Origin of the sequence: Streptomyces sp. NPDC101237, from assembly GCF_044767465.1 — a bacterium.
GTDB classification, from domain to species: Bacteria; Actinomycetota; Actinomycetes; order Streptomycetales; family Streptomycetaceae; genus Streptomyces; species Streptomyces gramineus.
This window is the reverse complement of record NZ_JBIWNY010000017.1, coordinates 63,032-88,908: the sequence shown is the minus strand read 5'-3', so window position 1 is coordinate 88,908 and position 25,877 is coordinate 63,032. Positions and strand designations below refer to the sequence as shown.

21 protein-coding genes are annotated in these 25,877 nt (G+C 73.5%); 17 read left to right on the top strand and 4 right to left on the bottom strand.

Annotation, left to right across the window (positions count from 1 at the left end):
* Positions 1-114: 114 nt before the first annotated feature.
* From ACIRQ9_RS25365 to ACIRQ9_RS25355, 3 genes are all read right to left on the bottom strand, one after another.
* Positions 115-381, bottom strand: coding sequence for a hypothetical protein (locus ACIRQ9_RS25365; RefSeq protein ID WP_404177709.1), 267 nt, complete (start codon positions 379-381; stop codon positions 115-117).
* 92 nt (positions 382-473) lie between these two features.
* Positions 474-2,564, bottom strand: coding sequence for a 4-alpha-glucanotransferase (gene malQ / locus ACIRQ9_RS25360; protein WP_404177706.1), 2,091 nt, complete (start codon positions 2,562-2,564; stop codon positions 474-476).
* On the bottom strand, positions 2,565-2,753 hold the full coding sequence (locus ACIRQ9_RS25355) for a hypothetical protein (RefSeq protein ID WP_404177953.1): 189 nt from the start codon (positions 2,751-2,753) through the stop codon (positions 2,565-2,567).
* A 179-nt stretch (positions 2,754-2,932) separates the two neighbouring features.
* Here ACIRQ9_RS25355 and ACIRQ9_RS25350 point away from each other — a divergent pair, with 179 nt between their 5' ends.
* The 4 genes from ACIRQ9_RS25350 to ACIRQ9_RS25335 are packed head-to-tail and all read left to right on the top strand — an operon-like array spanning position 2,933 to position 6,505.
* Positions 2,933-3,514 (top strand): RNA polymerase sigma factor, encoded by a 582-nt coding sequence (locus ACIRQ9_RS25350; protein WP_404177950.1) that lies wholly within the window; start codon positions 2,933-2,935, stop codon positions 3,512-3,514.
* Positions 3,511-4,434: a zf-HC2 domain-containing protein gene (locus ACIRQ9_RS25345; RefSeq protein ID WP_404177703.1), complete on the top strand. Its 924-nt coding sequence runs from the start codon at positions 3,511-3,513 to the stop codon at positions 4,432-4,434. The genes ACIRQ9_RS25350 and ACIRQ9_RS25345 overlap by 4 nt, the downstream gene beginning before the upstream one ends.
* Positions 4,431-5,195: an ATP-binding cassette domain-containing protein gene (locus ACIRQ9_RS25340; RefSeq protein ID WP_404177700.1), complete on the top strand. Its 765-nt coding sequence runs from the start codon at positions 4,431-4,433 to the stop codon at positions 5,193-5,195. Before ACIRQ9_RS25345 ends, ACIRQ9_RS25340 begins: the two co-directional genes overlap by 4 nt.
* On the top strand, positions 5,192-6,505 hold the full coding sequence (locus tag ACIRQ9_RS25335; protein ID WP_404177697.1) for a hypothetical protein: 1,314 nt from the start codon (positions 5,192-5,194) through the stop codon (positions 6,503-6,505). Before ACIRQ9_RS25340 ends, ACIRQ9_RS25335 begins: the two co-directional genes overlap by 4 nt.
* A gap of 644 nt (positions 6,506-7,149) precedes the next feature.
* Here ACIRQ9_RS25335 and ACIRQ9_RS25330 read toward each other — a convergent pair.
* Positions 7,150-7,686 carry an HNH endonuclease gene (locus ACIRQ9_RS25330; RefSeq protein ID WP_351319301.1) on the bottom strand — a complete coding sequence of 179 codons (537 nt, stop codon included), beginning with the start codon at positions 7,684-7,686 and terminating at the stop codon, positions 7,150-7,152.
* 347 nt (positions 7,687-8,033) lie between these two features.
* Between ACIRQ9_RS25330 and ACIRQ9_RS25325 the strand changes: the two genes are divergently transcribed.
* From ACIRQ9_RS25325 to ACIRQ9_RS25265, 13 genes are all read left to right on the top strand, one after another.
* The gene (locus ACIRQ9_RS25325; protein WP_404177694.1) at positions 8,034-9,137 is read left to right on the top strand and encodes a mechanosensitive ion channel family protein; all 1,104 of its coding nucleotides are present in this window, start codon (positions 8,034-8,036) and stop codon (positions 9,135-9,137) included.
* A gap of 506 nt (positions 9,138-9,643) precedes the next feature.
* Entirely contained in the window at positions 9,644-10,855 is a 1,212-nt protein-coding gene (locus ACIRQ9_RS25320) for an ROK family protein (protein WP_404177691.1), read from the top strand.
* Between the two features lie 73 nt (positions 10,856-10,928).
* Positions 10,929-12,278: an ABC transporter substrate-binding protein gene (locus tag ACIRQ9_RS25315; protein WP_404177688.1), complete on the top strand. Its 1,350-nt coding sequence runs from the start codon at positions 10,929-10,931 to the stop codon at positions 12,276-12,278.
* 2 nt (positions 12,279-12,280) lie between these two features.
* Positions 12,281-13,222 carry a sugar ABC transporter permease gene (locus tag ACIRQ9_RS25310; RefSeq protein WP_351319291.1) on the top strand — a complete coding sequence of 314 codons (942 nt, stop codon included), beginning with the start codon at positions 12,281-12,283 and terminating at the stop codon, positions 13,220-13,222.
* A 2-nt stretch (positions 13,223-13,224) separates the two neighbouring features.
* Positions 13,225-14,121 (top strand): carbohydrate ABC transporter permease, encoded by an 897-nt coding sequence (locus tag ACIRQ9_RS25305; RefSeq protein WP_404177685.1) that lies wholly within the window; start codon positions 13,225-13,227, stop codon positions 14,119-14,121.
* A gap of 7 nt (positions 14,122-14,128) precedes the next feature.
* Positions 14,129-15,397: a 6-phospho-beta-glucosidase gene (locus ACIRQ9_RS25300; RefSeq protein WP_404177682.1), complete on the top strand. Its 1,269-nt coding sequence runs from the start codon at positions 14,129-14,131 to the stop codon at positions 15,395-15,397.
* Positions 15,388-16,359: an N-acetylglucosamine kinase gene (locus tag ACIRQ9_RS25295; protein ID WP_404177679.1), complete on the top strand. Its 972-nt coding sequence runs from the start codon at positions 15,388-15,390 to the stop codon at positions 16,357-16,359. Before ACIRQ9_RS25300 ends, ACIRQ9_RS25295 begins: the two co-directional genes overlap by 10 nt.
* 314 nt (positions 16,360-16,673) lie before the next feature.
* Positions 16,674-18,086 carry a hypothetical protein gene (locus ACIRQ9_RS25290; protein ID WP_404177676.1) on the top strand — a complete coding sequence of 471 codons (1,413 nt, stop codon included), beginning with the start codon at positions 16,674-16,676 and terminating at the stop codon, positions 18,084-18,086.
* Positions 18,087-18,115: 29 nt separating this feature from the next.
* Positions 18,116-19,141: a glutamate ABC transporter substrate-binding protein gene (locus ACIRQ9_RS25285; protein ID WP_404177673.1), complete on the top strand. Its 1,026-nt coding sequence runs from the start codon at positions 18,116-18,118 to the stop codon at positions 19,139-19,141.
* 47 nt (positions 19,142-19,188) lie between these two features.
* Complete coding sequence (locus tag ACIRQ9_RS25280; protein ID WP_404177670.1) at positions 19,189-20,520, top strand: hypothetical protein; 1,332 nt, start codon at positions 19,189-19,191, stop codon at positions 20,518-20,520.
* Between the two features lie 23 nt (positions 20,521-20,543).
* Complete coding sequence (locus ACIRQ9_RS25275; protein ID WP_404177947.1) at positions 20,544-23,054, top strand: tetratricopeptide repeat protein; 2,511 nt, start codon at positions 20,544-20,546, stop codon at positions 23,052-23,054.
* Positions 23,055-23,057: 3 nt separating this feature from the next.
* Positions 23,058-24,371, top strand: a complete 1,314-nt coding sequence (locus ACIRQ9_RS25270) for a PP2C family serine/threonine-protein phosphatase (protein WP_404177667.1) — start codon at positions 23,058-23,060, stop codon at positions 24,369-24,371.
* 124 nt (positions 24,372-24,495) lie between these two features.
* Positions 24,496-25,836, top strand: coding sequence for a VWA domain-containing protein (locus ACIRQ9_RS25265; RefSeq protein WP_404177664.1), 1,341 nt, complete (start codon positions 24,496-24,498; stop codon positions 25,834-25,836).
* The last annotated feature ends 41 nt before the right edge of the window (positions 25,837-25,877 follow it).

Genomic DNA, 25,877 nt, shown 5'->3' with positions numbered 1-25,877 from the left:
GCTCGCCCGGCCGGGCCTTCCCCCCTCCCCCCGGGGGGGGCGCCGGCGGCGGTCGTCCCCCCGGGGGGGGGGGTGGTGGCGTGGGCGCCGGCCGCCCTCCGCGGAAAAGCTGGGTCAGGCCTTCGCCTTGGCCTTCACGGCGCCGGGCTTGGTGACCCGGATCTTGGACTTGTCCAGCACCATGACCAGGCCCGCGATGACCACGAACAGCACGAGCGGGATCAGGACGTAGAGACCCAGCGTCTCGATGACGCTCAGGCCCTTGCCGGGGTCGTCGCCGTCGTCACGCGTGAGCGCGAGAGCGGGGGACGACATGAGCAGCATCATCAGCGTCGTACCGGCAGCCAGGGCGCCGGCGCGCAGGGCGTTCTTCTTGTCCACCCTCCCAAACTAGCGGGCCGACTTGGGGGCCGCGCGGCCGGGGTACCGGTAGGCGCCGCCCAGGCCGCCGCGGCCCTCCCGGGCCGCGGCTCTCAGGCCCCCGACGGGCTCGGTACCGAGACCGGGCGGCCGTCCTCCTCCTCGTCCGGCGGGCCGTCCGGCCGCAGGACCGCCAGGAGATCCCGGACCCTCGGCGCGGCCATCAGCTCCTCCAGGGTCACCGGCCGGCCGGTGGCGTCGGCGATCGGCAGCCGCCAGTTCGGGTACTGGTCCCAGGTGCCGGGGAGGTTCTGCGGGCGGCGGTCGCCGACCGTGTCCGGGAGCCAGACGCCGGCCATGCGGGCCGGGGTGCGCAGCAGGAAGCGGTGCACGGCCCGGATCTCGGCCTCCTCGTCACCGGCGTCGGAGGCGGCCAGCAGGCCCAGCCGGGTCAGCACGGCCAGCCACTCCGCCGTGTCCGCCGCCGCCTCCGCCCGCTCCAGGGCCACCGGGCGGGTCAGCAGGCCGAGGCGGTCGCGCAGCTCGACGTGTTCACCGGTGAGGCGGGCGGCGGTGGGCGGCAGGTCGTGGGTGGTGGCGGTGGCCAGGCAGTCCGCGCGCCAGCTCTCCGGGGGGAGCGGACTGCCGTCGCCGTCCCAGTCCCGTTCGAACCAGAGCACCGACGTGCCGAGCACCCCACGCCGCTGCAGCGTCTCGCGCACCCCCGGCTCCACCGTCCCGAGGTCCTCCCCGATCACCACCGCGCCCGCCCGGGTCGCCTCCAGGGCCAGCAGCGCCAGCATCGCCTCGGCGTCGTAGCGGACGTAGGTGCCCTCGGTGGGCGGCAGGCCCTCCGGCACCCACCACAGCCGGAACAGGCCCATCACGTGGTCGATGCGCAGCGCGCCCGCGTAGCGGAACAGGGCGCGCAGCAGCTCGCGGTAGGGGGCGTGGCCGGACTCGGCCAGGCGGTCGGGACGCCAGGGCGGCAGGCCCCAGTCCTGGCCGCGGGCGTTGAAGGCGTCGGGCGGGGCGCCGACGGACATCCCGGCGGCGAAGAACGCGCGCTGCGCCCAGGCGTCCGCGCCCGCCGGGTGCACGCCGACGGCGAGGTCGTGCACGATCCCGACCGGCATCCCCGCCTCGCGGGCGGTGCGCTGGGCCGCGGTGAGCTGGGTGTCGGTGAGCCAGGCCAGCCGGGTGTGGAAGGCGACCCGGTCGCTCAGCTCGGCGCGGGCGCGGGCGGTCTGCGGCGACCGCGGGTCGCGCAGCGGCTCCGGCCACCGGTGCCAGTCCGGGCCGTGCCGCTCGGCGAGCGCGTACCAGGTGGCGTGGTCCTCCAGGGCCTGCCCCTGGTCGGCGCGGAAGGCGTCGTAGGCGGCCTGCCGGGCGGCGGAGAGCGGCGCGGTGGCCGGCTCCTGAAGGGCCTGCCGCTTCAGCTCCCAGACCGCGTCCCGGTCGATGTGGGCGCCCTGGCCGAGGACGGTGGCACGCAGCCCCGCGGCGCGTTCCGTGAGCGCGGGGTCCGGCACGTACTCGGGCACGGACTCCGGCCTCAGGTGCACCGGGTCGGGGAAGCGGCGGGAGGAGGGCCGGTACGGGGAGGGGTCGGTCGGCGGACCGGGCACGGCCGCGTGCAGCGGGTTGACCTGGACGAACCCGGCCCCGGCCGTGCGTCCGGCCCAGTCGGCCAGGTCGGCGAGGTCACCGAGGTCGCCCATGCCCCAGGAGCGGTGGGACAGGAGGGAGTACAGCTGGACGAGGAGGCCGTGGCAGCGGCCGGGGGGCGCGGGCAGCCGGTCGGGGGCGACGATCAGGTGGGCGTGCGCGGTACGGCCGTCGGGGGCGACGGCGCTCAGCCGGTGCACGCCGGTCGGCAGGCCGGTCACGTCGTCGCGGGTCCGGCCGTCCTCGGTCCTTACCTCGAGGCGGGTGCCGGCGGGCAGGTCGAGGGCGGGATCGCCGGAGCCGGACCAGTGCACGAGCGTCGGCGGCAGCAGTCGTCCGGCGAGGTGCCGTTCGCGGTCGGCAAGGGCGGCGCGGACGGCCTCCGGGCCGCTCGCGTCGACGTCCAGCGCCGCCAGCGCGGCCGTCACGGCAGCGGCCGAGGCCTCGACCGTGCGGTCCGGTGACGGGCTGTAGGAGGTGGCGACGCCGTAGAGTCCGGCGAGCCGGCGCAGTTCCCCGTCCAGGGCTCCGCTCATCTACAACCCCGGCTCACTGGTCAGCGGCGCCAGGTCGGCGAGCGGAGGCTCGCTGGTCAGCGGCTCGGTGTCGGGCAGCGGCGGCTCGCTGGTCAGCGGTGCCTGCGCGCAGACGGTCTCGGCGCTGAACACGCACAGCAGGGAATCCTCCTCGTCCTCCACCGGGGGTTTGAACCGGGCCGGGATCAAATGATGAACCGCTGCGGCCACGGTGGCCTCCTTGTCCTGACGTCGGGTGACACGGCGGACGCCACGTCACGGCAGGCCTACCCCGATGCGCCGAGGGCACTCCCCCCGTCCGCCCACGCGCCCCGCGAACCGCGCGCGCCCGGGTGACCGATAGAGACGGTGTGAGACTGTTCCGCCCCATGGGGGGCCACCGGCAGGACGACGTTCGGGCCGTCACGGACGCGTCGCTGCTGCGATCCGTCGCGTCCGGGGACGACGCGGCGCTGGCCGCGCTGTACGACCGGCACGCGGGCTGGCTGCACGCCCGCCTGACCCGGCGCTGCGCCGACCCCGAGGTGGTCCGGGAGGTGCTGCAGGACACCTTCGTCACGGTGTGGCGGTCGGCGGCCGGGCACCGGGGGCAAGAGGCCGGCGGCTGGCTGTGGACGATCGCCGCCCGCCGGCTGGTGGACGCCCGCCGGGTGCAGGAACGGGCCGCCCGGGTGGAGCCCCTTCCGGGCCCGGCCGCCACGCCGTCCGCGGAGGACCGGGTCCTCGCGGGCCTGGAGTACGGCGACGTCGGCACCGCCCTGGACCGGATCTCGCCGGAACTGCGCGAGGTGTTGCGGGCGACGGTCGTGGACGGCCTGAGCACCCGCGAGACCGCCGTCCTGCTCGGCATACCGGAGGGCACGGTCAAGTCCCGCGCGCTGCGGGCCAGGGCCGAACTCCGCACGGCCCTGGCCCTGCTGCACCCCGCACCGACGGGAGGCCCGGCATGAGGAAGTCCTGGCACGCTTCCGAGGACCTCACCCTGCGGTACGCCGACGGCTCGCTGCCCGACCCGGACGCGTGGTCCCTGGAGAAGCACCTGGAGACCTGCGCCGGATGCGCGGCCCGGGTGTCGGCTGCGGTACGGCGCACCGCGGCCGGTCCGGTCCTCGACGAGACACGCGGCGCGGTGCTGACGGCCGTGTCACCTGCCCGGGAGGCGCGCGGAACCGCTGCTCACCAGGTGCGGGAGTCCGCCGCCGGAGGGCGCGGGACCGGGCGGCCGGCCCGCGCGCACCCGCGTCGGGCCCCTCGTGCGAAGGCCGCCCTGTGGTCCCTCGGCCCCGCCGTGCGCGGCTCCTGGCTCCTGGCCCTGCTCTGCGTGGTCGTGGGCGCCCTCCTCCTGGCCCGCGCCGCGGACTACGCGGCCACCCGCACGCTCCTGCTCACTGTCGCCCCGGTGATCCCCGTGGCCGGCGTCGCCCTCTCCTACGGGCCGCACGCCGACCCCCTGCACGAGATCACCGCGGCCACCCCGTCCGGCGGCCTGCGCCTCGCGCTCGTGCGCACCGCCGCGGTCCTCGCCGTGAGCCTGCCCGCGCTGGCCCTCACCGGCGCCGCGCTGCCCGCCTCCGGCGCGCCCGGGGCCGCCGCCTGGCTGCTGCCGGGCCTGGCCCTGACCCTCGGGTCCCTGGCGCTCGCCTCCTACGTCGGCTGCCGTACCGCGACGGCGGTGACCGGCGGGGGCTGGCTGGCCGCCGTCCTCGTCCCGGCCGTCGCCGCCCACGGCGGCCCGTTCACGGCCCGGCTGGCCGGTCAGCTGTCCGCCCGCTTCGACGGGAGCCAGGCCGTGTGGGCCGCGGCCGCCGTCGCGTGCGCCGCGCTGCTGGCCGTCCGCCGGGACGCCTACGACCACATGGAGAACCGTTGAGCATACGAGTCACCGGCCTGCGGGTCCGGCACCGCGGGACCGTCGCCCTGGACTCCGTCGACCTCGCGCTCGGCACGGGAGTGCACGGGCTGCTGGGCCCGAACGGCGCCGGGAAGACCTCGCTGATCAGAGTGCTGGCGACGGTCGGCCGGCCGGCCGCGGGCCGGGTGGAGGTGCTCGGCCGGGACACCGCCGGGCACCGCGCACTCGGCGAGGTCCGGGCCCGGCTCGGCTATCTGCCGCAGGAGTTCGGCCACTACCCGGGCTTCACCGTGCGGGAGTTCGTGGCGTACGTGGCCTGGCTGAAGGACATGCCGGCCGCCGGGGTCCCGGCCGCGGTGGCGCGGGCGGTGGAACGGGTCGGGCTCGCCGACCGGGCCGACGCGAAGATCCGGACGCTGTCCGGGGGCATGGTCCGCCGGGTCGGCATCGCGCAGGCGGTCGTCAACGAACCGGAGGTCCTGCTGCTGGACGAACCGACCGCCGGCCTCGACCCCGAGCAGCGCGTCGAGTTCCGGGAGCTGCTGCGCGAGCTGGGCGCCTCGGCGACCGTGGTCGTCTCCACGCACCTGGTGGAGGACGTGGCCGCGGCCTGTACGGAGGTCACCCTGCTGGACGCGGGCCGGGTCGCCTACCGGGGCACGCCCGGCACGCTGGCCGCCCTCGGCGAGGCGTCCGACGGCCCCGGCGACCATCCGATCGAGCGCGGCTACACGACGGCCCTGCGGACCCACCGCGCCGCTCCGGAGGCCCGGCGATGAGCGCCGTGGCCGCGGTGCGGACCCCTCTGCTCACGGAGGCACGCCGGGGCTTCGCGCCCTGGGCCGGCCTGGCCGTGCTGCTGACGCTGGCCGGGACGCTCGCCGCCGAGGCCGACCGGTGGCAGGGCGGCTGGGCCGAGACGGCCACCGCACTGCACACGGCCGTGCTGATCGCGGTCCCGGCGGCCGCGGCCGCGGGCTGCTGGCAGGGCGGCCGGGAGCGGCGGCGGCGCACCCGGGAGCTGTGGGAGACGGCCGTACGGTCGCCGCTGGCCCGGTTCCTCGTGTCGGCGCTGCCGACGGCGCTCTGGGTGGCCGCCGGGTACCTGGCCGCGGCGGGGCTGGCGCTGCTCGCGACCTGGCCGTACGCCCTGGGGGCCGCGGGCGACGGACCCCGTCTCGCGCAGGTGCCCGCCGACGCGGCCGTCACGGGGGCGGCCGTGCTCGTCGGCCAGGTGGTCGGGCGGGTGGTGCCGTGGCGGGCGGCGGCGCCGCTGCTGGCCGTCGCCTGCTACGTGGGACTGGGCGTGCCCGCGGTGGCGGACTCGGGGGCCGGGCGCCACCTCGACCCGGCGTTCATGGTCCTGGACACGTCCGTGCCGGTGTGGTGGCTTCCGCCGGCGATGGTCCTGTGGACAGGCGGCCTGGCGGGGGCGGCCGTCCTGGCGTACGCGGCGCGGCGCCGGTGGACGGCGGTGCTGCCGCTGGCCGCCGCGACGGCCGCGGCCGTGCTGCTCACGCAGACAGGGGACGGGCTGTGGCGCACCGACCCGGTGGTCCGCCGGCAGGTGTGCGACACGTCCGTGGCGCCCGCGGTGTGCGTGAACGCCCGGTACGCGGGTGCGCTGCCGCAGCTCACCGACGCGCTGTCGGACGTCACCGGCAGGCTGGAGGGGGTGCGGAACCTGCCGGTGCGCTGGTCGGACCGGTGGGACGGGCCGCGTGCGGACGAGGCGGGGCTGCCGTCGCTGACGCCGCTCGGCCGGTCGTTCGTGCGGGGCCGCCTGACCGACCCGGTGATGTTCGCGTGGCAGGCGGTGGGGGCGCTTCAGCTGCGTGGCGGCTGCCCTGACGACGCGGCCTCGACGGCCGACGACGCGGTCCTGAACTACCTCGCGCCGCAGCCGGACCAGGAGTACTTCGACCGCCTGGACGCCCTGGGCGACGCGCGGCAGCGGGCAGCGCTGGCCGAGCGCCGCGCCGCCCGCGCCCGGCTGGCGGCGATGGGCGGCGCGGAACGCAGGACCTGGCTGTCGGCGTACTTCGCGGCCCGGGCCGCGTGCGACGCGAAGGGGGTGCCGGCCCTGTGACTCCGCTCGACGGGCAGCTGGGGCTCCACGCCCGCTCGCGCACGGTGCCCGCCACCCTGGCCGCGCTCGCGCGCACGGCGGCCTGCGCGGCCTGGGCGGCGGCCGGGCTGGACGCCTACGTGGCCCCCCGTCCGCGGCCCTGGTGCCGGCACAGCCCAGCGTGTCACGGACCATGGCGGGCGGCCCGAAGGTCTCCGGGTGCCCCGGCACCGCCGGCGACAGCAGCCCGCCCGCGACCGCGCTCAGCCCGGCCCACTGCACCAGCCGGCGCGGTCACCAGGGCCGTACCGCCGTACGGTCCAGTTGGTCCGAGGGCGCGTACGGGCTCACCCCGAGCACTGCGGCCGCCGGCGGCGGGGCCGGCGCTGAGCACCGGGACCCGGCGGTCCGGTGCTGCTGGGCGCGCGGCTGAGCCGGCTGCCCCGCGCTCGGCTACGTGAGCGCCGGGTACCTGGGGGGGCGCGTGGGAGTGCGGTGGCCGGGTGGGCGTGGCCCGTGCAACCGGGGGCGCAACCGGGCGCCCGGGCGGCGGCGCTGGAGGCGTTCGCGGGGGGGGGCGCCGCGCCGTATGCCGTACGGGGGCGCGCGGCGAGGGGCCCCGTGGCCGAGGCGGGCAGCCACGGGGTGTGCGAAGGCCCGGATCGTCAGGCGGAGATGCCGTCGATCCGGGCCAGGGCGTCGTCCGCGCCGTAGGGCTGCAAATAGGGCAGCCAGCGCGGATCCCTATGGCCGGTCCCGATGATGCGCCAGGCCAGGCCGGTGGGCGGTGCTGGTTTGTGCCGCAGCCGCCAGCCGATCTCGAAGAGATGGCGGTCGGCCTTGACGTGGTTGCAGCGACGGCACGACGCGACCACGTTGTCCCAGACGTGCTGACCCCCGCGGCTGCGCGGGATGACGTGGTCGACGCTGGTTGCGACGCCACCGCAGTACATGCACCGGCCTCCGTCGCGCGCGAAGAGCGCCCTTCGGGTGAGCGGAACGGGCCCGCGGTAGGGAACCCGGACGAATCGCTTGAGCCGGACCACGCTGGGTGCGGGGACTGTGACGGTTGCGCTGTGCATGAAGGCGCCGGATTCCTCCAAGGCGACTGCCTTGTTCTCCAGGACGAGGACGAGCGCGCGGCGGAGCGGTACGACGCCGAGGGGCTCGTACGACGCGTTGAGGACCAGGACATGCGGCACAGGGGCCTCCTTGGGCGTCGGCGGCGCGTGGCTCGCGCCGGGACGATCTGTGGCCAGTCTCCCCTCTTGCCTGGTGGACGCGCCACCATGTCCGCGTAACGGCCTGGGAGTGTTTTCGACCACACCCCACGGGTCCCGCGAGTGCGCCCGCGTCCTCGCGGGCCAGTTCAACGGGAGGCCCGGGGCGTGAGTGCGGTCTCTCCTTCTCGCATCCGTCGGGCGCACCCGCGATGCCCCGTTAGTGTGGTGATCCTGCCCGTCCGGTGACCTTTTCGTGACCTTGAAGCCGTACGTGACCGTGAACGCCGTGCCGGAGGGCAGTACCGCACCGCCTGGAGGTACCCGCCGTGTCCTTGCCCGTCGCCCTGCCGGCCGCCGGTCCGTCGCCGTCCCCGACCCCCTCGGGGTCGGCGACACCGGCGGTGCCCACGCTCCAGGACGCCCAGGAGAGCGCCACCAACGCCGCAACCTGGGTCGAGCAGAACTGGTCGACATGGCTGGCGATCGGGCTGAAGGTGCTGCTCGTCCTGGTGATCGCGGTGGTGCTGAGAAACATCGTGCTCCGGGCGATCACCAAGCTCATCGACCGGATGAACCGGACGTCCGAGTCGGCGGAGGGCATCACGCTCGGCGGACTGCTGGTCAACGCCGAGCGGCGGCGCCAGCGCTCGCAGGCGATCGGGTCCGTGCTGCGGTCGGTGGCGAGCTTCCTGATCCTCGGCACGGCGGCGCTGATGGTGCTCAGCAGCTTCCAGATAGATCTGGCGCCGTTGCTGGCGTCGGCCGGTGTGGCCGGTGTGGCGATCGGCTTCGGCGCCCGCAACCTGGTCACGGACTTCCTGTCCGGCGTGTTCATGATCCTGGAGGACCAGTACGGCGTCGGCGACTCGATCGACGCGGGGGTCGCCTCCGGCGAGGTGGTCGAGGTCGGCCTGCGGGTGACGAAGCTGCGCGGCGACAGCGGCGAGATCTGGTATGTGCGCAACGGCGAGATCAAGCGGATCGGCAACCTGTCGCAGGGCTGGGCCACGGCCGGCGTGGACGTCACCGTCCGGCCCACCGAGGACCTGTACCGGGTCCGGGCCACCCTGGAGGAGGTCGCCGAGAAGATGGCCAAGGAGGAGCCCTGGAACGAACTGCTCTGGGGTCCGATCCAGATCCTCGGCCTGGACTCCGTCCTCATCGACTCGATGGTGGTCCGGCTCTCCGCGAAGACCATGCCGGGCAAGGCCCTGACGGTGGAGCGCGAGCTGCGCTGGCGGATCAAGCGGGCCTTCGACGAGGCGGACATCCGGATCGTCGGCGGGGTGCCGGTCGCGCTCACCGAGGAGGAGCAGCCGGATCCCTCGGCGGCCGTGGCGGCCCCGTCGGTGTTCTCCAACGCGGACTCGCCGCAGGTGGCGGCGACGGCCCCGATCGTGCCGCAGCGGCCGGCGGCACCCGGGAAGTAGCGGACCGGTCCAGCACACTCGTTCGAGTGAACAGACGGGGCACCCCGACGCCGACGGGCGCGGGGTGCCCCGTCGTTCCGCCGAGGGCGCCCGGCACGGGCTCGGGCACGGCGGCCACCGCGCCGGCGGCGGCGACCGGTGATCCGGCGACCGAAGACCGGCGACCGAAGACCGGCGACCGAAGACCGGCGACCGAAGACCGACGACTTCGTCAAGGTCGAGTAACACCCGCGGCCGCCTCACCACAAGGGCCCGTCCGGACTTCCGGAGGGGCCCCGCGCACGTCCGAGCGCAGGTAACGAGTGGGTTGCCGCGCAGTCGGGCTATTGACGCTCTCCCTCCGGCGGCCTACGTTTTCCAGCCAACAGGAAACTTTCCTAACAGTGATCATGGGTGAGCGGTCCCGGCCGGTGATCCCGGCCCGTGAACCCGACGCGTCACCCGGGTGGACCCGACACCCCGATCACTGGGAAACTGAGCGGCTGGAAAGGCAGGTGTCGAACCGCATGGCAGGAACCGCCGGCACGCCGGGCACCCCGCGCGTACTGCGCGCCATGAACGACCGCGCCGCACTGGACCTGCTGCTGGAGCACGGCCCGCTGTCGCGGACCCGGATCGGCAAGCTCACCGGCCTCTCCAAGCCGACCGCCTCGCAGCTGCTGGCCCGCCTGGAGGCGGCGGGACTGGTGCTCGCGACCGGCACCAGCGAGGGCCGGCCGGGCCCGAACGCCCAGCTGTACGCGGTGAATCCGCGAGCCGCCCACGCCGCGGGACTCGACGTCAACCCGGCCCGCATCCGGGCCGCGGTCGCCGACGTCACCGGCCGCACCGTCGGCGAGTACGAACTGCCCACCCCGGGACGCCGGTCCGCCCAGTCCGTCGTACGGCAGGTCACCGACGCCCTGGACGGCGCGGTGAAGGCGGCGGGACTGGCCCGGGACGACGTCCGGCGGCTGGTCATCGGCACACCCGGCGCCTTCGACCCCAACACCGGCCGGCTGCGCTACGCCTCGCACCTGCCGGGCTGGCACTCCCCCGCACTGCTCGACGACCTCGCCGCCGCGCTGCCGATGCCCGTCGAGTACGAGAACGACGTCAACCTCGCCGCCATCGCCGAACAGCGGCTCGGCGCGGCCCGCGGCCACGGCGACTTCGTCCTGCTGTGGAACGAGGAGGGCCTCGGCGCCGCCCTGGTCCTCGGCGGCAGGCTGCACCGCGGCTGGACCGGCGGCGCCGGCGAGGTCGGCTTCCTGCCGGTGCCGGGCGCCCCGCTGGTGCGCCAGGTCACCAAGGCCAACAGCGGCGGTTACCAGGAACTCGCCGGCGCGCAGTCGCTGCCCAGGCTGGCCGAGGCACTGGGCATCGGCGACCTGCCGGCCGGTTCGCACTCCGAGGCGGCCGCCGCGCTCGTCGCCCGCGCCGCCGATCACGGCAGCGGGCCGCACCACGACCTCCTGCGGACCTACGCGACCCGGATCGCCACCGGTCTGGCCTCCCTCGTCTCCGTCCTCGACCCCGAACTCGTCGTCCTCAGCGGCACGGTCCTGACCGCGGGCGGCGAGGTCCTGCGCGCCCTGGTCCAGGCCGAGCTGGAGGAGCTGGCGGCCGCCCGGCCACGGCTCGTCGTCGGCGAGGTCCAGGAACACCCCGTGCTGCGCGGCGCGCTGGAGAGCGCGCTCGCGACCACCCGCGACGAGGTCTTCGACACCTCGCGCTGACCACCCGCCCGTCCCGCCCGGCTTCCCGCACAGCAGCTTCCTCCGTCACCGCCCGCCCTTGGGAGACCCCGTCATGCCCTCACGCACCCCCGCAGTGGCCCGAAAGACGGCTTTTGCCCTGACCGCCGCCGCGAGTTCGCTGGCCCTGCTCACCGCCTGCACCGGCCAGTCCTCCTCCGGAGCCGACGACGACGCCTCCGCGAACACCACCATCAACTTCTGGCACGGCTGGAGTTCGGCGAGCGAGGTCGCCGCGGTCAAGTCGCTGGTCGCCGACTTCGAGAAGGCGCACCCCAACATCCACGTCAACGTGGTCGGCAACATGACCGACGACAAGGTCAACCAGGCACTGCGCGGCGGCGGCGACAAGGCCCCGGACGTGATCTCCTCGTTCACCACGAACAACGTGGGCAAGTTCTGCTCGTCGGGCGCGCTGATCGACCTCAACCCGTTCTTCAAGAAGGCGGGCATCGACCCCGAGACGACGTTCCCGAAGGCGATGAACGAGTACACCCAGTTCGACGGGAACCGCTGTACGGCCCCGCTGCTCGGTGACGCGTACGGCCTCTACTACAACAAGACGGCGTTCAAGAAGGCCGGCATCACCTCGCCGCCGAAGACGTGGAGCGAGTTCCGGGCGGACGCCAAGAAGCTGACGATCGCCAAGGGCGACAGCTACCAGCAGCTCGGATTCATGCCGGACTACCACGGCTGGGAGACCACGACCGAGCACTACGCGGCCCAGTTCTCGCCGCGGTACTTCAGCTCCGACGGCACGTCGGACATCGCCAAGGACCCGGCCTTCACGCAGGCGTTCACCCTCCAGAAGAACCTCGTCGACGACCTCGGCGGGTTCCAGAAGCTGGAGAAGTACCGGGCGACGCTCGGCGACGAGTGGGGCGACAAGCACCCCTTCCACACCGGACAGGTCGCCATGCAGCTCGACGGCGAGTGGCGGCTCGGGATGGCGCTGGCGACCAAGCCGAAGTTCGACATAGGCGTGGCGCCGCTGCCGGTCCCCGACGACCGGGCCGCGCAGTACGGCAAGGGCTACATCACCGGCACCATCGCCGGCATCGCCTCCACCAGCAAGAAGCAGAACGCGGCCTGGGAGTTCGTCAAGTACATCACCACGGACACCGACGCGGTGGTGAACTTCTCCAACGCCATCCACAACGTGCCGTCCACGCTCGCCGCCCTCAAGTCGCCGAAGCTGAAGTACGACCCGCGCTTCAAGACCTTCCTGGACATCGCCGCGAACCCGGACTCGACGACGTCTCCCGCCTCCATCAACGGCGGTGTCTACCTCACGACGATCCAGAACTTCGGCTACGACTACGAGAGCGGCAAGGCCAAGGACCTGAAGGCCGGCCTCGCGGCCACGGCCAAGCAGATCGACACGGACATCGCGCAGGCGAAGTAGCCATGAGCGCCATCACCCTCGCGTCGAAGCGCCGCCGGTCGGCGCTGCGTACGGCCGCCTTCATGTCGCCCTGGCTGATCGGGTTCGCGGTGTTCTTCGCCTACCCGCTGATCTCCACGGTCTACTTCTCGTTCATGCACTACGACGGCTTCAGGCCGCCGACGTGGACCGGCACCAAGAACTGGAGCTACGTCTTCGAGCACTACCCCTACTTCTGGCCGGCGCTGCGCAACACGCTGTGGCTGGTCGTCGTGATGGTGTCGCTGCGGGTCGTCTTCGGACTCGGCGTCGGCATGCTCATCACGAAGATCAAGACGGGTACCGGCGTCTTCCGTACCCTCTTCTACCTGCCCTACCTGGCTCCGCCGGTCGCGGCGACCATGGCCTTCGCGTTCCTGCTCAACCCGGGCACCGGGCCGGTCAACTCGATCCTGGAGAAGGTCGGCATCCCGGCGCCGGGCTGGTTCAACGACCCCACCTGGTCCAAGCCGGCGCTGACCCTGCTGGCGCTGTGGGGCATCGGCGACCTCATGGTCATCTTCATGGCCGCGCTGCTCGACGTGCCGACGGAGCAGTACGAGGCCGCCGAGCTGGACGGGGCGTCCGCGTGGCAGCGGTTCCGGTTCGTGACGCTGCCGAACATCTCGCCGATCGTGATGTTCGCGGTCGTGACCGGTGTCATCCAGACGATGCAGTACTACACGCAGCCGCTGATCGCCGGGAAGGTCGCCTCGGGCGTCATCCAGGGCGCCGGCACCCAGTTCGAGCCCGGCTATCCCGAGAAGTCGACGCTCACCCTCCCCCAGCTCGTCTACAACCTCGGCTTCCAGCGCTTCGACTACGGCTCCGCCTGTGTCGTCGCCCTCGTCCTCTTCGCCCTGTCGATGGTGTTCACCGCGTTCCTGATGCGGCGCCGGGGCGGTCTCATCCAGGCAGGTGACTGACGATGACCCAGGTACTGGACCGGCCGGCCCGGCTGGCGCCCCAGCCGGTCTCCCCGGCCGAGCGCACCGCCCGCCGCAAGGCGCTGCTGCACTGGGTGGCCGTGCACTCCCTCGGCGTCGCCGCCGCCCTGTTCTTCACGCTCCCGTTCGTGTTCGTGTTCCTGACCTCGCTGATGAGCGACAGCCAGGCACTGAGCCGGGACCTGATCCCGCACACCTGGGAGTGGGGCAACTACACGAAGGTGTTCGACACCCCGGGCTTCCTGACCTGGTGGAAGAACACGCTGATCTACGCCGGTCTGGGCACCGTCCTGACCGTCGTGTCCTCGCTGCCGGTGGCGTACGCGCTCGCCAAGTTCCGCTTCCGGGGCCGTAATCTCTCGCTGATGCTGGTCATCTCGATGATGATGCTGCCGCCGCAGGTGGTCATCATCCCGATGTACCTGTTCTGGGCGAAGCAGCTGGACCTGTCCGGCACGCTGTGGCCGCTGATCATCCCGATGGCCTTCGGCGACGCGTTCTCCATCTTCCTGCTGCGCCAGTTCCTGATGACAATCCCGAACGAGTACCTGGACGCGGCGAAGGTGGACGGCTGCGGGGACCTGCGCACCCTGCTGCGGGTGGTGATCCCCATGGCGAAACCGGGCATCGCCGCCGTCGCCCTCTTCCAGTTCTTCTACGCGTGGAACGACTACTTCGGACCCCAGATCTACGCCTCGGAGAACCCGGGCGCCTGGACCCTGTCCTACGGCCTGGAGTCGTTCAAGGGCATGCACCACACCGACTGGAACCTCACCATGGCCGCGACCGTACTGGTCATGGCCCCCGTGATCCTCGTGTTCTTCTTCGCCCAGAAGGCGTTCGTCGAGGGCGTCACGCTCACCGGAGTGAAGGGTTAACCCTTTTATGAAACTCACCGTGGTCGGCGGAGGCTCGACCTACACCCCCGAACTCATCGACGGCTTCGCGCGGCTCAGGGACACCCTGCCCATCGAGGAACTGGTCCTGGTGGACCCGGCCGCCGACCGCCTGGAGCTGGTGGGCGGGCTGGCCCGCCGGATCTTCGCCAAGCAGGGCCACGGCGGCCGGATCGTCACCACCTCGGACCTGGACGCCGGTGTCGAGGGCGCCGACGCGGTGCTGCTGCAACTGCGCGTCGGCGGTCAGGCGGCCCGGCAGCAGGACGAGACGTGGCCGCTGGAGTGCGGCTGCATCGGGCAGGAGACCACCGGCGCCGGCGGCCTCGCCAAGGCGCTGCGGACCGTGCCCGTCGTCCTGGACATCGCCGAACGCGTGCGCCGCGCCAACCCGAACGCCTGGATCATCGACTTCACCAACCCGGTGGGGATCGTGACCCGCGCGCTGCTGCAGGCCGGGCACCGCGCGGTCGGCCTGTGCAACGTGGCGATCGGCTTCCAGCGGAAGTTCGCCGGTCTGCTCGGCGTCACCGCCTCCGAGGTGCACCTCGAACACGTCGGCCTCAACCACCTCACCTGGGAGACGGCGGTCCGCCTCGGCGGCCCCGAGGGCGAGAACGTGCTGCCCAAGCTGCTCGGGGAGCACGGCGACACCATCGCCGCCGACCTGGGGCTGACACCGGCGCTCCTGGACCGGCTGGGCGGCGTGATCCCCTCGTACTACCTGCGCTACTACTACGCCCACGACGAGGTCGTGCGGGAGCTGCGCACCAAGCCGTCCCGGGCCGCCGAAGTGGCCGCGATGGAGAAGCGGTTGCTGGAGATGTACGGCGACCCGGCGCTGGACGAGAAGCCGGAGCTGCTCGCGAAGCGGGGCGGCGCCTACTACTCGGAGGCGGCGGTGGACCTGGCGGCGGCGCTGCTGGGCGGCTCCGGCAACCCGTACCAGGTGGTCAACACGTACAACGGCGGGACGCTCCCGTTCCTCCCCGACGACGCGGTGATCGAGGTGCAGGCCGCGGTCGGCTCGGGCGGGCCCGTGCCGCTGCCCGTCGCGGACGTCGACCCGCTCTTCGCGGGGCTGGTGGCGAACGTGACGGCGTACGAGGAACTGGCGCTGGAGGCGGCTCTGCGCGGCGGCCGGGACCGGGTCTTCCGGGCCCTGCTCTCGCATCCCCTCGTCGGCCAGTACGCGTACGCCGAAGCCCTCACCGACCAGCTGATCGCGCACAACCGGGAGCACCTCGCGTGGGCCTGACCGCAAGTGTCCTCGCCATCGACGCGGGCAACAGCAAGACCGACGTCGCGGTGGTCGCCGCGGACGGCGAGGTCCTCGCCACGGCTCGCGGCGGCGGCTTCCGGCCGCCCGTGGTCGGCGTGGAGCAGGCCGTGGACGAGGTGGCGGCGGCGGTCACCGAGGCGTACGCCGCCGCCGGCGTCACCTCGGCCGGCCATGTCTCCGCCTGTCTCGCCAACGCCGATCTGCCGGTGGAGGAGGAGCAGTTGGCCACCGCGCTGGCCGCCCGCGGCTGGGGCGGCGCGGTGACCGTCCGCAACGACACCTTCGCGATCCTGCGGGCGGGCGTGGCCGAGCCCCGGGGGGTCGCGGTGGTCTGCGGGGCGGGCATCAACTGCGTCGGCATGCGCCCCGACGGCCGCACCGCCCGCTTCCCCGCGATAGGCCGCATCTCCGGTGACTGGGGCGGCGGGTGGGGTCTGGCCGAGGAGGCGCTGTGGCACGCGGCGCGGGCCGAGGACGGGCGCGGGGGGCCGACGGCCCTGGTGGACACCCTGCCGGCGCACTTCGGGCTGACGTCCATGTACGCGCTGATCGAGGCGCTGCACCTGGAGCACGTCGCGTACGGCAGGCGGCACGAGCTGACGCCGGTGCTGTTCGCCACGGCGGCCGCCGGCGACCCGGTGGCGCGCTCGGTGGTGGACCGGCTGGCGCAGGAGGTCGCGACGATGGCCACGGTCGCCCTGACCCGCCTCGACCTGCTGGACGAGGAGACGCCGGTCCTGCTGGGCGGCGGCGTGCTGACCGGCGGTCACCCGCAACTGGACGACGGCGTACGGGAACTGCTGGCGGCGCGCGCGCCCAAGGCGGTGCCGAGCGTGGTCCGGGCCCGGCCGGTGCTGGGCGCCGCGCTGCTGGGACTGGACACGGTGGGCGCGCAGTTGCCCGTGCAGGAGAGGGTGCGGGCGTACTTCGAAGGGTGACAGGGGCGAGGGCGGGGTGGGGGTGTCGCCCACCGGCGCTCACGGGGCGCCGCCCTCGCTGAAGCGCCCCTTCAGGGGCGCGGGGAACTGCGCGGCCGGCCCCCGCCGCCCCGCAGTCCGCGCCGAAGCGACACCACCCCTCGGCGCCCGCCCCGCGCCCCCGCACCACCCTCGCGGAACCGAACCGATTCCCCCGGCGTATTCATGAGCAGGGGTTCCGCTGCGATCGGATCAAGATCCCGTGACGGCCGGTGCCGAATGTCAGTCCGGGCGGCGATACTGGGCGGCGACCGGATGACCATGGGGGAGGTCGAGTGACACACCCGCCGACGAAGAGCGCGGCACCGCCGGGTGCGGGCACCGTCCTGCCCGCACAGCGGACCGGCTCTCCCGCGCCCGAGGTGACGCCCCGGCGGCGTACCGCCTTCGCGGAGGGTGTCGGGCGGGTGCGGGCCGCCGTCACCACCGAGCCCGGCCGGCTCCGGCTGATCGGCGCCGTCCTCGCGGTCCTGATCGTCGCCTTCGGCGCGGTCACCGCGTGGCAGACGACCGACCGCGCGGCCGCCGCCGACGACGTGCTGCACCGCAGCCAGCCGCTCAGTTCGGGCGCGGCCGACATCTACCGTTCGCTGGCGGACGCCAACACCGCGGCCGCCAGCGGCTTCCTGGCGGGCGGCCAGGAGACGGCGGCCTCCCGGGCCCGGTACGAGACGGACATCCGGACCGCGGCCGCGAAACTCGTCACCGCCGCCGCCAACTCCGAGCCCGGTTCGCCCTCCGAGGCGGCCGTGGCGAAGCTGAACAAGCTGCTCCCGGAGTACAAGGGGCTGGTCGAGCGGGCCAGCGTGTACAACCGGCAGGGCTATCCGGTCGGCGGCGCCTACCTGCGGTACGCGAACGAGAAGATGCAGAAGGAGATGCTCCCGGCGGCGGAGGATCTCTACACCAAGGAGAACGGCCGGCTGTCGTCCGACTACGCGGACGCGACGCCCTATCCGTGGGCGGCGATCGTCCTCGGCCTGCTCGCCCTCGTCGCGCTCGGCTGGGCGCAGCTGCGCCACTACCGCCGTACCAACCGCGTGCTCAACCACGGCCTGGTGGCGGCGTCCGCGGCCACCGTCGTCACGCTGCTGTGGCTGGTCGTCGGCCACAGCTTCGCCCGCGCCGGCCTGGACGGCTCCTACGACCACGGCGTCCGCTCGCTGAACGTGCTGCACGACGCGCGGATCGCCTCCCTGAAGGCCCGGGGCAACGAGAACCTCAGCCTGGTCTCGCGCGGCGCGGAGACGGTCACGGTCGACGGCCGCACCTACGACGCGTACTACTACGACTTCGACCAGGACATGACGGCCCTGGCCAAGGGCCTCTCGCAGGCCGCGGCGCTCGCCGACGACACGGCGGGCAGCAAGCCCGTGCAGGCGGCCCAGGGGAACATGAAGGTGTGGAAGGAGCGGCACGCCGACGCCCGCACCGAGGACGAGAACGGCGACTACCAGGCCGCGCTGGACAAGGTGATAGGCGACAAGGGCGCGACCGCCGAGTGCTTCGACAGCGTCGACGCGAACCTGAAGAACGCGCTCGCCCACGAGGAGACCGAGTTCCAGCAGCGGGCCACCGACGGCCGGGACGCGATGTCCGGGCTGCCGATCGGTGCCGCCATGCTGGGTGTGGCGGCGGCGTCGGGCGCGCTGTTCGGCATCGGGCGCAGGCTTTCGGAGTACCGGTGAGAGGGGGCGGGACGGTGTTCGTGCGGAGGATGCGGGCCTCCTTGCGCGGCTGGGGCGGAGTGGGCGCGATGGCGGTCGGCTGCGCTGTGGCGCTGGCGTTCGCGCTGCTGCTGCCGCTGACCCAGTCCTCCGCGGGGAGCGCGACGGGTGCGGGGCGCGGCGGGTCGGGGCGGGCAAACGCGAGCCAGGCGAAGGCCGACAGCTGCACCGACGCGAAGGCGCAGGACGAGACCTGGTCGCCGTCGGGCGCGGACGGCGCGACGATCGACGCCATCAAGTCCCGTACCGGCGCCAAGCGGAAGCTGATCGTCGGCGTCGACCAGAACAGCTACCGCTGGGGCTACCGCAACCCGAACAACGCGGGTGCGGAGCTGGAGGGTTTTGACATCGACCTGGTGCACCGGATCGCCCAGGACATCCTCGGCGACCCGGACGCGGTGCAGTTCAAGGCGATTCCGACCAGCCAGCGGATACCGGCGATCCAGGACGGCCGGGTCGACATGGTGGTGCGCACGATGACCATCAACTGCGACCGGCTGAAGCACGTGGCCTTCTCCGCCCCGTACTTCAAGACCGGCCAGCAGGTGCTGGCGCCCAAGTCGTCGCCGATCACCGGGTACGACGACTCGCTCGCGCACCGGCGGATCTGCACGGCGGCCGGTTCGACGGCGTACGCGAAGCTGGACGCGGACAAGAGGTCCGGGAGGCTGCCCGTCTCGGCCGACATCTCCGCGACGGTGCCCAACCAACTCGACTGTCTGGTGAGGCTGCAGCTCGGTGAGGCCGACGCGGTGGTCACCGACGGGGCGCTGGCCGCCAGCCAGGCCGCGCAGGACCCGACGGTCGAGCTGAAGGGCGCGGCCTTCACCACCGAGTACTACGGCGTGGCGATGAAGCAGGGTGCGACCGATCTGGTACGCCGGGTCAATCACATCCTGGTCGGCTACCGGGCCGACGGCTGGCAGGCGTCGTACGACAAGTGGCTGTCGGCGACACTGGGAGCGGACTCGTCGGCGTCGAAGCCGTCGGCGCCGCAGTACCTGCGTACCAGCTGACCCGCATCCGCGAGGCCCAGCCCCGACGAGCGAGCGAGAGGTGATCGATGGGCGTCACGGACCCCACCGGGCCGGTGATGGACCGGGACGAGGTGGACCGTGCGCTGGCGCGGCTCGGCGCCGAGCACGAGGCGATCGAGACCTCGCTGCTCGCCCTCCAGGACCACGCGGGCCGCAGGCTCCTGGAGGGCGCCGAGCTCACCGGGACGACCCGGGAGCGCTGGACGTCCGCCGACGCCTCGATCACCTTGCTGTGGGCGTACTTCGACGCCTACACGGACGCCCTGCGCGCGGCCCGGGAGATCAGGGCGCGGCGCCGCTGGTCCAGCCGTGAGGACCTGGTGGAGCTGACCGAGCTGCTGCGCGGCGAGTCGGTCACGGTCGCCGGCAGCGCCGCGGCGGCGGCGAACGCGCCGACGCTGCTGTCCGCGCCCGGCCGGCTCAGCGAGCGTTTCTCCCTGGAGACCCTGGTCGACCGGATGAACGAGCTGTACGCGACCTCGCTGGACATGGTCGTCACCGCCGACGCGGTGTGGTCGGCGCTGCCCGCGCGGATCGATTTACTCGCCGCGGAGCTGCAGCGCACCCGCAAGCTGGCGCACTCCGTCGGCGTGCGGCCCGGTGAGCACCCGTCGGGCGACGACCTGGAGCGGATCACCCGGATACTGACGAAGCTGCGCGAGGACGTGGTGTCGGACCCGCTGGGCTTCTGGGTTCCGGCGCAGGGCAGTTCGGCGCCGGGCGGCGGCCGGCCGGACACCGCGGCGTACGACCGTCAGGCGCGGGCGCTGGAGGAGGTGCGGCGGGAGATCGACGCCGTGCTGACGGTCCGGCAGGACGCCGAGGCCCGGCTGATCAAGCTGCGGGACGTGCTGTCGCGGGCGGACCGGACCCTCGCCGAGGCGCGTACCGCGCGCGGCGAGGTGCTGGCGAAGATCGCGGCGACCGAGGTGCCGGTGGTCAGCGGCCCGCCGACCGCGCTGCAGGAGCAGTTGGCGACGGCCGCCGAGTACCGCAGGACGGCCCAGTGGCACCGGCTGTCGCCGCTCCTGGAGTCCCTGGAGCAGAAGGCGGAGGACGAACTGCTGCGCGCGCGGGAGTCGTTGACGGCGGTCACCGCGCCGCTGGCGGTGCGCGCGGAGCTGCGCGGCCGGCTGGACGCGTACAAGGCGAAGGTGGCCCGGCACGGGCTGGCGGAGGATCCGTTCCTGATCGAGCGGTACGACGCGGCCCGGCGGATGCTGTGGAGCGCGCCCTGCGACCTGCGGGTCGCGGAGCAGGCGGTGCTGCGCTACCAGCAGGCGGCGGCCGAGGCGCTGGGTGCGCCGCGGGTGCCGCAGCAGAGCGGTCCCGAGGACCGGAGGGGACCCGGAGCGTGAGCGACAAGGGGGATGCGTCGGCGATGAGCCAGGCGGGACAGACGTGCCAGCGGCCGGACTGCGAGGGCACGTACGAGGACGTCGGCGACGGCGAGCTGTACTGCGACACCTGTGGCCTGGCCCCGGTGGTCTCGGTGAACGGCTCGGTGGAATCGCCGCCCACCGGGGTCACGGCCGGCGGCCGGGGCTCGGCGAGCAGCGCCAGCGCGCGCTCCACCGGCCGCAGTTCGCGTACGTCCTCGCAGTCGTCGAAGTCACGGCGCTCGGTCTCCGGGCGGCTCTCGCGGTCCCTGTCGGGCAGGTCGACGGGCCGTTCGGTGTCGGTGCGCAGCTCGGGTTCGTCGACCAGCGGGTCGGGGCGCAGCCGGCTGGGCGCGGGGCTGGTCACGGTCCCGCAGGTGCCGAGGCCCGACCCGCGCGAGATGGTCCTGGACAATCCCGAGGTGCCCGAGCGGAAGCGGTTCTGCTCGCGGTCGGACTGCGGGGCGCCGGTCGGCCGGGCCCGCGGGGAGCGGGAGGGGCGCACCGAGGGGTTCTGCACCAAGTGCGGGAACCCGTACTCGTTCGTGCCCAAGCTGAAGGCCGGGGACGTCGTGCACGGCCAGTACGAGGTCGTGGGCTGTATCGCGCACGGCGGTCTGGGCTGGATCTACCTGGCGGTGGACCGGGCGGTCTCCGACCGGTGGGTGGTGCTCAAGGGCCTGCTGGACACCGGCGACCAGGACGCGATGGCCGCCGCGATCTCCGAGCGGCGGTTCCTCGCGGAGATCGAGCACGCCAACATCGTCCGGATCTACAACTTCGTGGAGCACCTGGACCAGCGCACCGGTTCGCTCGACGGCTACATCGTCATGGAGTACGTCGGCGGCAAGTCCCTCAAGGAGATCGCCAACGACCGGCGCACCCCGGAGGGCCGCCGCGACCCGCTGCCGGTGGAGCAGGCCTGTGCCTACGGCATCGAGGCCCTGGAGGCCCTCGGTCATCTGCACAGCCGCAACCTGCTGTACTGCGACTTCAAGGTCGACAACGCCATCCAGACCGAGGACCAGCTCAAGCTGATCGACATGGGCGCGGTGCGCCGCATGGACGACGACGAGTCGGCGATCTACGGCACGGTCGGCTACCAGGCCCCGGAGGTCGCCGAGGTCGGCCCGTCGGTCGCCTCCGACCTGTACACGGTCGGCCGTACCCTCGCGGTCCTCACGTTCGACTTCCAGGGCTACACGACCGTCTTCGTGGACTCGCTGCCCGACCCGGACACCATCGAGGTGTTCCGGAGCTACGAGTCCTTCTACCGGCTGCTGGTGCGGGCCACCGATCCCGACCCGGCCCGCCGGTTCGGCTCCGCGCAGGAGATGGCGGAGCAGCTGACGGGCGTGCTGCGCGAGGTCGTGTCGGTGCAGTCCGGCAGGGCCAGGCCCGCGCTGTCGACCCTGTTCGGGCCCGAGGTCAAGGTCATGGACACGGAGCTGTTCCCGAAGCTGGCCGGGGACGTGTCCCGGCTGGGCGGGCGGGCGGTGGCCTCGAAGACGCTCGCGCTGGACCCGCCGGGCGCGGCCGGCGGGGCGCTCCCGGTCTCCCCGGCCCTGGTGCGGCCCGTCCCCGTCCCGGCGGTGGCGCTCGCGCTGCCCGTCCCGACGGTCGACCCGAACGACCCGAACGCCGGGTTCCTGGCGGGACTCACCACCTCGGGAGCGGGCGAGGTCAGCCTGCTCGGCGCGCTGGCCGCGGCCCCGTCGCAGACGGTCGAGACCCGGCTGCGCCAGATCCGGGCGCGGCTGGAGAACGGTGACTTCGAGGCGGCGCTGCTGACCCTCGGCCTGCTGGAGGACGAGCAGCCCGACGACTGGCGGGTGGTCTGGTACCGCGGGGTGAGCGCGCTGGTCACCGGCGACCACGAGGGCGCGGCGCTGTCCTTCGACGCGATCTACGACGCCTTCCCGGGCGAGACCGCGCCCAAGCTGGCGCTCGGCCTGTGCGCGGAGGTGCTCGGCCAGCTGGACAACGCGGCCGAGTACTACCGGCTGGTGTGGGCGACCGACCCGGGCTTCGTCAGCTCCGCCTTCGGCCTGGCCCGGGTGCAGCTGGCGGCCGGGGACAGGCGCGGCGCGGTGCGTACCCTGGAGTCCGTGCCGGAGGCGTCGATCCACTACACGGCCGCCCGGGTGGCGGCCGTACGGTCGCGGCTGCGCCACCGGACCGCGACCCCCGACGACACGCCGTTCCTGGACGATCTGACGGCCGCCGCCGGGCAGATCGAGGCGTTGGACGCGTACGGTCTGGATCCGGCGCGGCGCGAGCAGTTGTCGGCGGAAGTCCTCGGCTGCGCGCTGGACTGGATACTCTCCGGAGGCCCGGACTTCCAGCCCGTCGTCGGCGGCCGGGTGCTGCTCGGCAGCGGTCTGGACGAGCGGGGCCTGCGCTTCGGCCTGGAGCGCTCGTACCGCACGCTGGCCAGACTGGCGACCGGCGGTGAGGAGAGGATCGAGCTGGTGGAACGGGCCAACCGTTACCGCCCCCGGACGTGGGTGTAGTTGATGTCGCAGATGCCCCAGCAGGCAGCACCGGCGAAGTGCCCGAGCTGCGCCGAGCCGCTCGAATCGGGTGACCTGTTCTGCGGTGCGTGCGGGTACGACCTGTCGGCCGTGCCCGCCGCCCCGCAGGACCACCCGACCCTCACCATGGGCTCCTCCGGTGTGGCCTGGCCACCGCCCGATCCGGACAACTCCGGCCCGACGACGGCCCCGCACCTGCCGTCCGACCTGCCCGGCACGGACTCGGGCGGCAAACCGCTGCCGGGTTCGGCGCCGCACGGCGCGTCGGCCTCCGGGGTGCGTTTCGACCGGCCGCCGGCGCCCGACGACGACTACGCCCTCCAGGCGCCGGACCCGCGGGTGGCCGCCTCCGCCACGGAGAGCGCCGAGACGGCCGAGCTGCCGAAGGTGTGCGTGGCCTGCCGGGCGGGCCGGGTCGACGACGACGGCTACTGCGAGAACTGCGGGCACGCCCAGCCGCGCGAACGCGACCACATGGAACAGGAGTCCGGTCCGGTGGCCGCCGTCAGCGACCGCGGGCTGCGCCACCACCGCAACGAGGACGCGTTCAGCGTGGGCCGCACCACGCTGCCGGACGGGACCCCGGCGGTGTTCGCGGTCGTCTGCGACGGCGTCTCCTCCGCGACCCGCCCCGACGAGGCCTCGCTGGCCGCGTCCCGGGCCGCGAGCGAGGCGCTGCTGGCCGCGCTGCCGCAGGGCACGCATCCGCAGGCGGCGATGCACGAGGCGATCGTGGCCGCCTCCGAGGCGGTCAACTCACTCGCCGAGGAGCCCCCGGAGGCCCGCGAGCACACCCCGCACCAGAACGCCCCGGCGTGCACGCTCGTCGGCTCGGTCGTCGCCGCGGGCCTGCTGGTGGTCGGCTGGGTCGGCGACAGCCGGGTGTACTGGGTGCCGGTGGACCGCGACGCGCCGCCGGCCCGCCTCACCGAGGACGACTCCTGGGCGGCGCAGATGGTGGCCGCGGGGCTGATGAGCGAGGCCGAGGCGTACGCCGACGAGCGGGCCCACGCGATCACCGGCTGGCTCGGCGCGGACGCCTACGAACTGGAACCGCACACCGCGTCCTTCAAGCCGGACCGGCCGGGTGTGGTGGTGGTGTGCACGGACGGCCTGTGGAACTACGCGGAGTCGGCCGAGGAGATGGCCGAGGTGATGCCCGGCGACGCGGCGGCACGGCCGCTGCACGCGGCCCGGGTCCTGGTCGGCCACGCCCTGGACGGCGGGGGCCACGACAACGTAACAGTGGCGCTGGTCCCGTTCCCGGCACCGCCGCGGGGGGCAGGATCCGCCTGAGGCCGCCGCAAAACGGCCGTAAACGGGGACGAGACGCACGAGGCACCACCCGCGGACCGGAGGGGACCGGTCCGCACACCGTCAGCACCCACCGCGCGTGGGGTGGAGGGGGACCAGAGCAGTCATGGCCAATTTCTCGAAGTCGAACGTGCCGCAGTTCTCGGTGGACGTCTACCAGAACGAGTACCTGCCGGACGGCGGCCGCGAGGTCAACGCGATCGTCACGGTGACGTCGACGGGCGGGGGCACCGCCGGCAGCGCGGCGGGCCCGACGTACGCGCCCGGCCAGGGGCCGGGCGCCGGTGTGGTGATCATGGTGGACTGCTCGGGTTCGATGGACTATCCGCCGACCAAGATGCGCAACGCCCGGGACGCCACCGCCGCCGCGATCGACACCCTGCGCGACGGCACCCATTTCGCGGTGGTCGGCGGCACGCACGTCGCCAAGGAGGTCTACCCGGGCGGCGGGCGGCTCGCGGTGGCCGACCGCACCACCCGGGAGCAGGCCAAGCAGGCGCTGCGCCGGCTGAGCGCGGGCGGCGGTACGGCGATCGGGACCTGGCTGCGGCTGGCCGACCGGCTGCTGTCCTCGGCGGACGTCACGATCCGGCACGGCATCCTGCTCACCGACGGCCGCAACGAGCACGAGTCGCCGGAGGACCTCAGGGCCGCGCTGGACTCCTGCGCCGGACGGTTCACCTGTGACGCCCGCGGTGTGGGCACCGACTGGGAAGTGAAAGAAGTCACAGGGATAGCCTCCGCGCTCCTCGGTACCGCGGACATCGTCGCCGACCCCACGGGCCTGGCCGCCGACTTCACGCGGATGATGGAGACGGCGATGGGCAAGGAGGTCGCGGACGTCGCGCTGCGGCTGTGGACCCCGGTCGGCACGACCATCAAGTTCGTCAAGCAAGTGGCGCCCACCGTGGAGGAGTTGACCGGCCGCCGCACCGAGGCCGGGCCGCGCGCCGGGGACTATCCGACCGGCTCCTGGGGCGACGAGTCCCGGGACTACCACGTCTGCGTGGAGGTCCCGACGGCCGGCCTAGGGCAGGAAATGCTCGCCGCCCGGGTGTCGTTGGTGGTCCCCCGGTCCGACGGCAGCGTCCAGAACCTGGGCGCGCAGGGGCTCGTCAGGGCGGTGTGGACCGACGACATGGTCGCCTCGACCTCCATCAATCCCCAAGTCGCCCACTACACCGGCCAGGCCGAACTGGCACAAGCCATCCAGCAAGGGCTGGATCTTCGCAAAGTGGGCGATATGGACGGAGCAACGGCCAAACTGGGCCGGGCCGTTCAGCTCGCCAGCGCCTCCGGGAACGCGGATACTGCGAAACTGCTTGCGAAGGTGGTGGACGTGGTCGACGCCGCGACGGGTACTGTGCGATTGAAAGCGAAGGTTGCGGAGGCCGACGAGATGACTCTCGAGACGCGGTCCACAAAGACTGTTCGTGTAAAGAAGTGACCTGACAGCACGCGCAGGACACCCAGACAGGCTCAGGACGA

Bases quoted from the DNA above. Each gene is read 5' to 3' on its own strand.
- malQ (WP_404177706.1), bottom strand. From the start codon at position 2,564: ATGAGCGGAGCCCTGGACGGGGAACTGCGCCGGCTCGCCGGACTCTAC.
- ACIRQ9_RS25350 (WP_404177950.1), top strand. From the start codon at position 2,933: ATGGGGGGCCACCGGCAGGACGACGTTCGGGCCGTCACGGACGCGTCG.
- ACIRQ9_RS25345 (WP_404177703.1), top strand. From the start codon at position 3,511: ATGAGGAAGTCCTGGCACGCTTCCGAGGACCTCACCCTGCGGTACGCC.
- ACIRQ9_RS25335 (WP_404177697.1), top strand. From the start codon at position 5,192: ATGAGCGCCGTGGCCGCGGTGCGGACCCCTCTGCTCACGGAGGCACGC.
- ACIRQ9_RS25320 (WP_404177691.1), top strand. From the start codon at position 9,644: ATGGCAGGAACCGCCGGCACGCCGGGCACCCCGCGCGTACTGCGCGCC.
- ACIRQ9_RS25315 (WP_404177688.1), top strand. From the start codon at position 10,929: ATGCCCTCACGCACCCCCGCAGTGGCCCGAAAGACGGCTTTTGCCCTG.
- ACIRQ9_RS25310 (WP_351319291.1), top strand. From the start codon at position 12,281: ATGAGCGCCATCACCCTCGCGTCGAAGCGCCGCCGGTCGGCGCTGCGT.
- ACIRQ9_RS25305 (WP_404177685.1), top strand. From the start codon at position 13,225: ATGACCCAGGTACTGGACCGGCCGGCCCGGCTGGCGCCCCAGCCGGTC.
- ACIRQ9_RS25300 (WP_404177682.1), top strand. From the start codon at position 14,129: ATGAAACTCACCGTGGTCGGCGGAGGCTCGACCTACACCCCCGAACTC.
- ACIRQ9_RS25285 (WP_404177673.1), top strand. From the start codon at position 18,116: ATGCGGGCCTCCTTGCGCGGCTGGGGCGGAGTGGGCGCGATGGCGGTC.
- ACIRQ9_RS25280 (WP_404177670.1), top strand. From the start codon at position 19,189: ATGGGCGTCACGGACCCCACCGGGCCGGTGATGGACCGGGACGAGGTG.
- ACIRQ9_RS25275 (WP_404177947.1), top strand. From the start codon at position 20,544: ATGAGCCAGGCGGGACAGACGTGCCAGCGGCCGGACTGCGAGGGCACG.
- ACIRQ9_RS25270 (WP_404177667.1), top strand. From the start codon at position 23,058: ATGTCGCAGATGCCCCAGCAGGCAGCACCGGCGAAGTGCCCGAGCTGC.
- ACIRQ9_RS25265 (WP_404177664.1), top strand. From the start codon at position 24,496: ATGGCCAATTTCTCGAAGTCGAACGTGCCGCAGTTCTCGGTGGACGTC.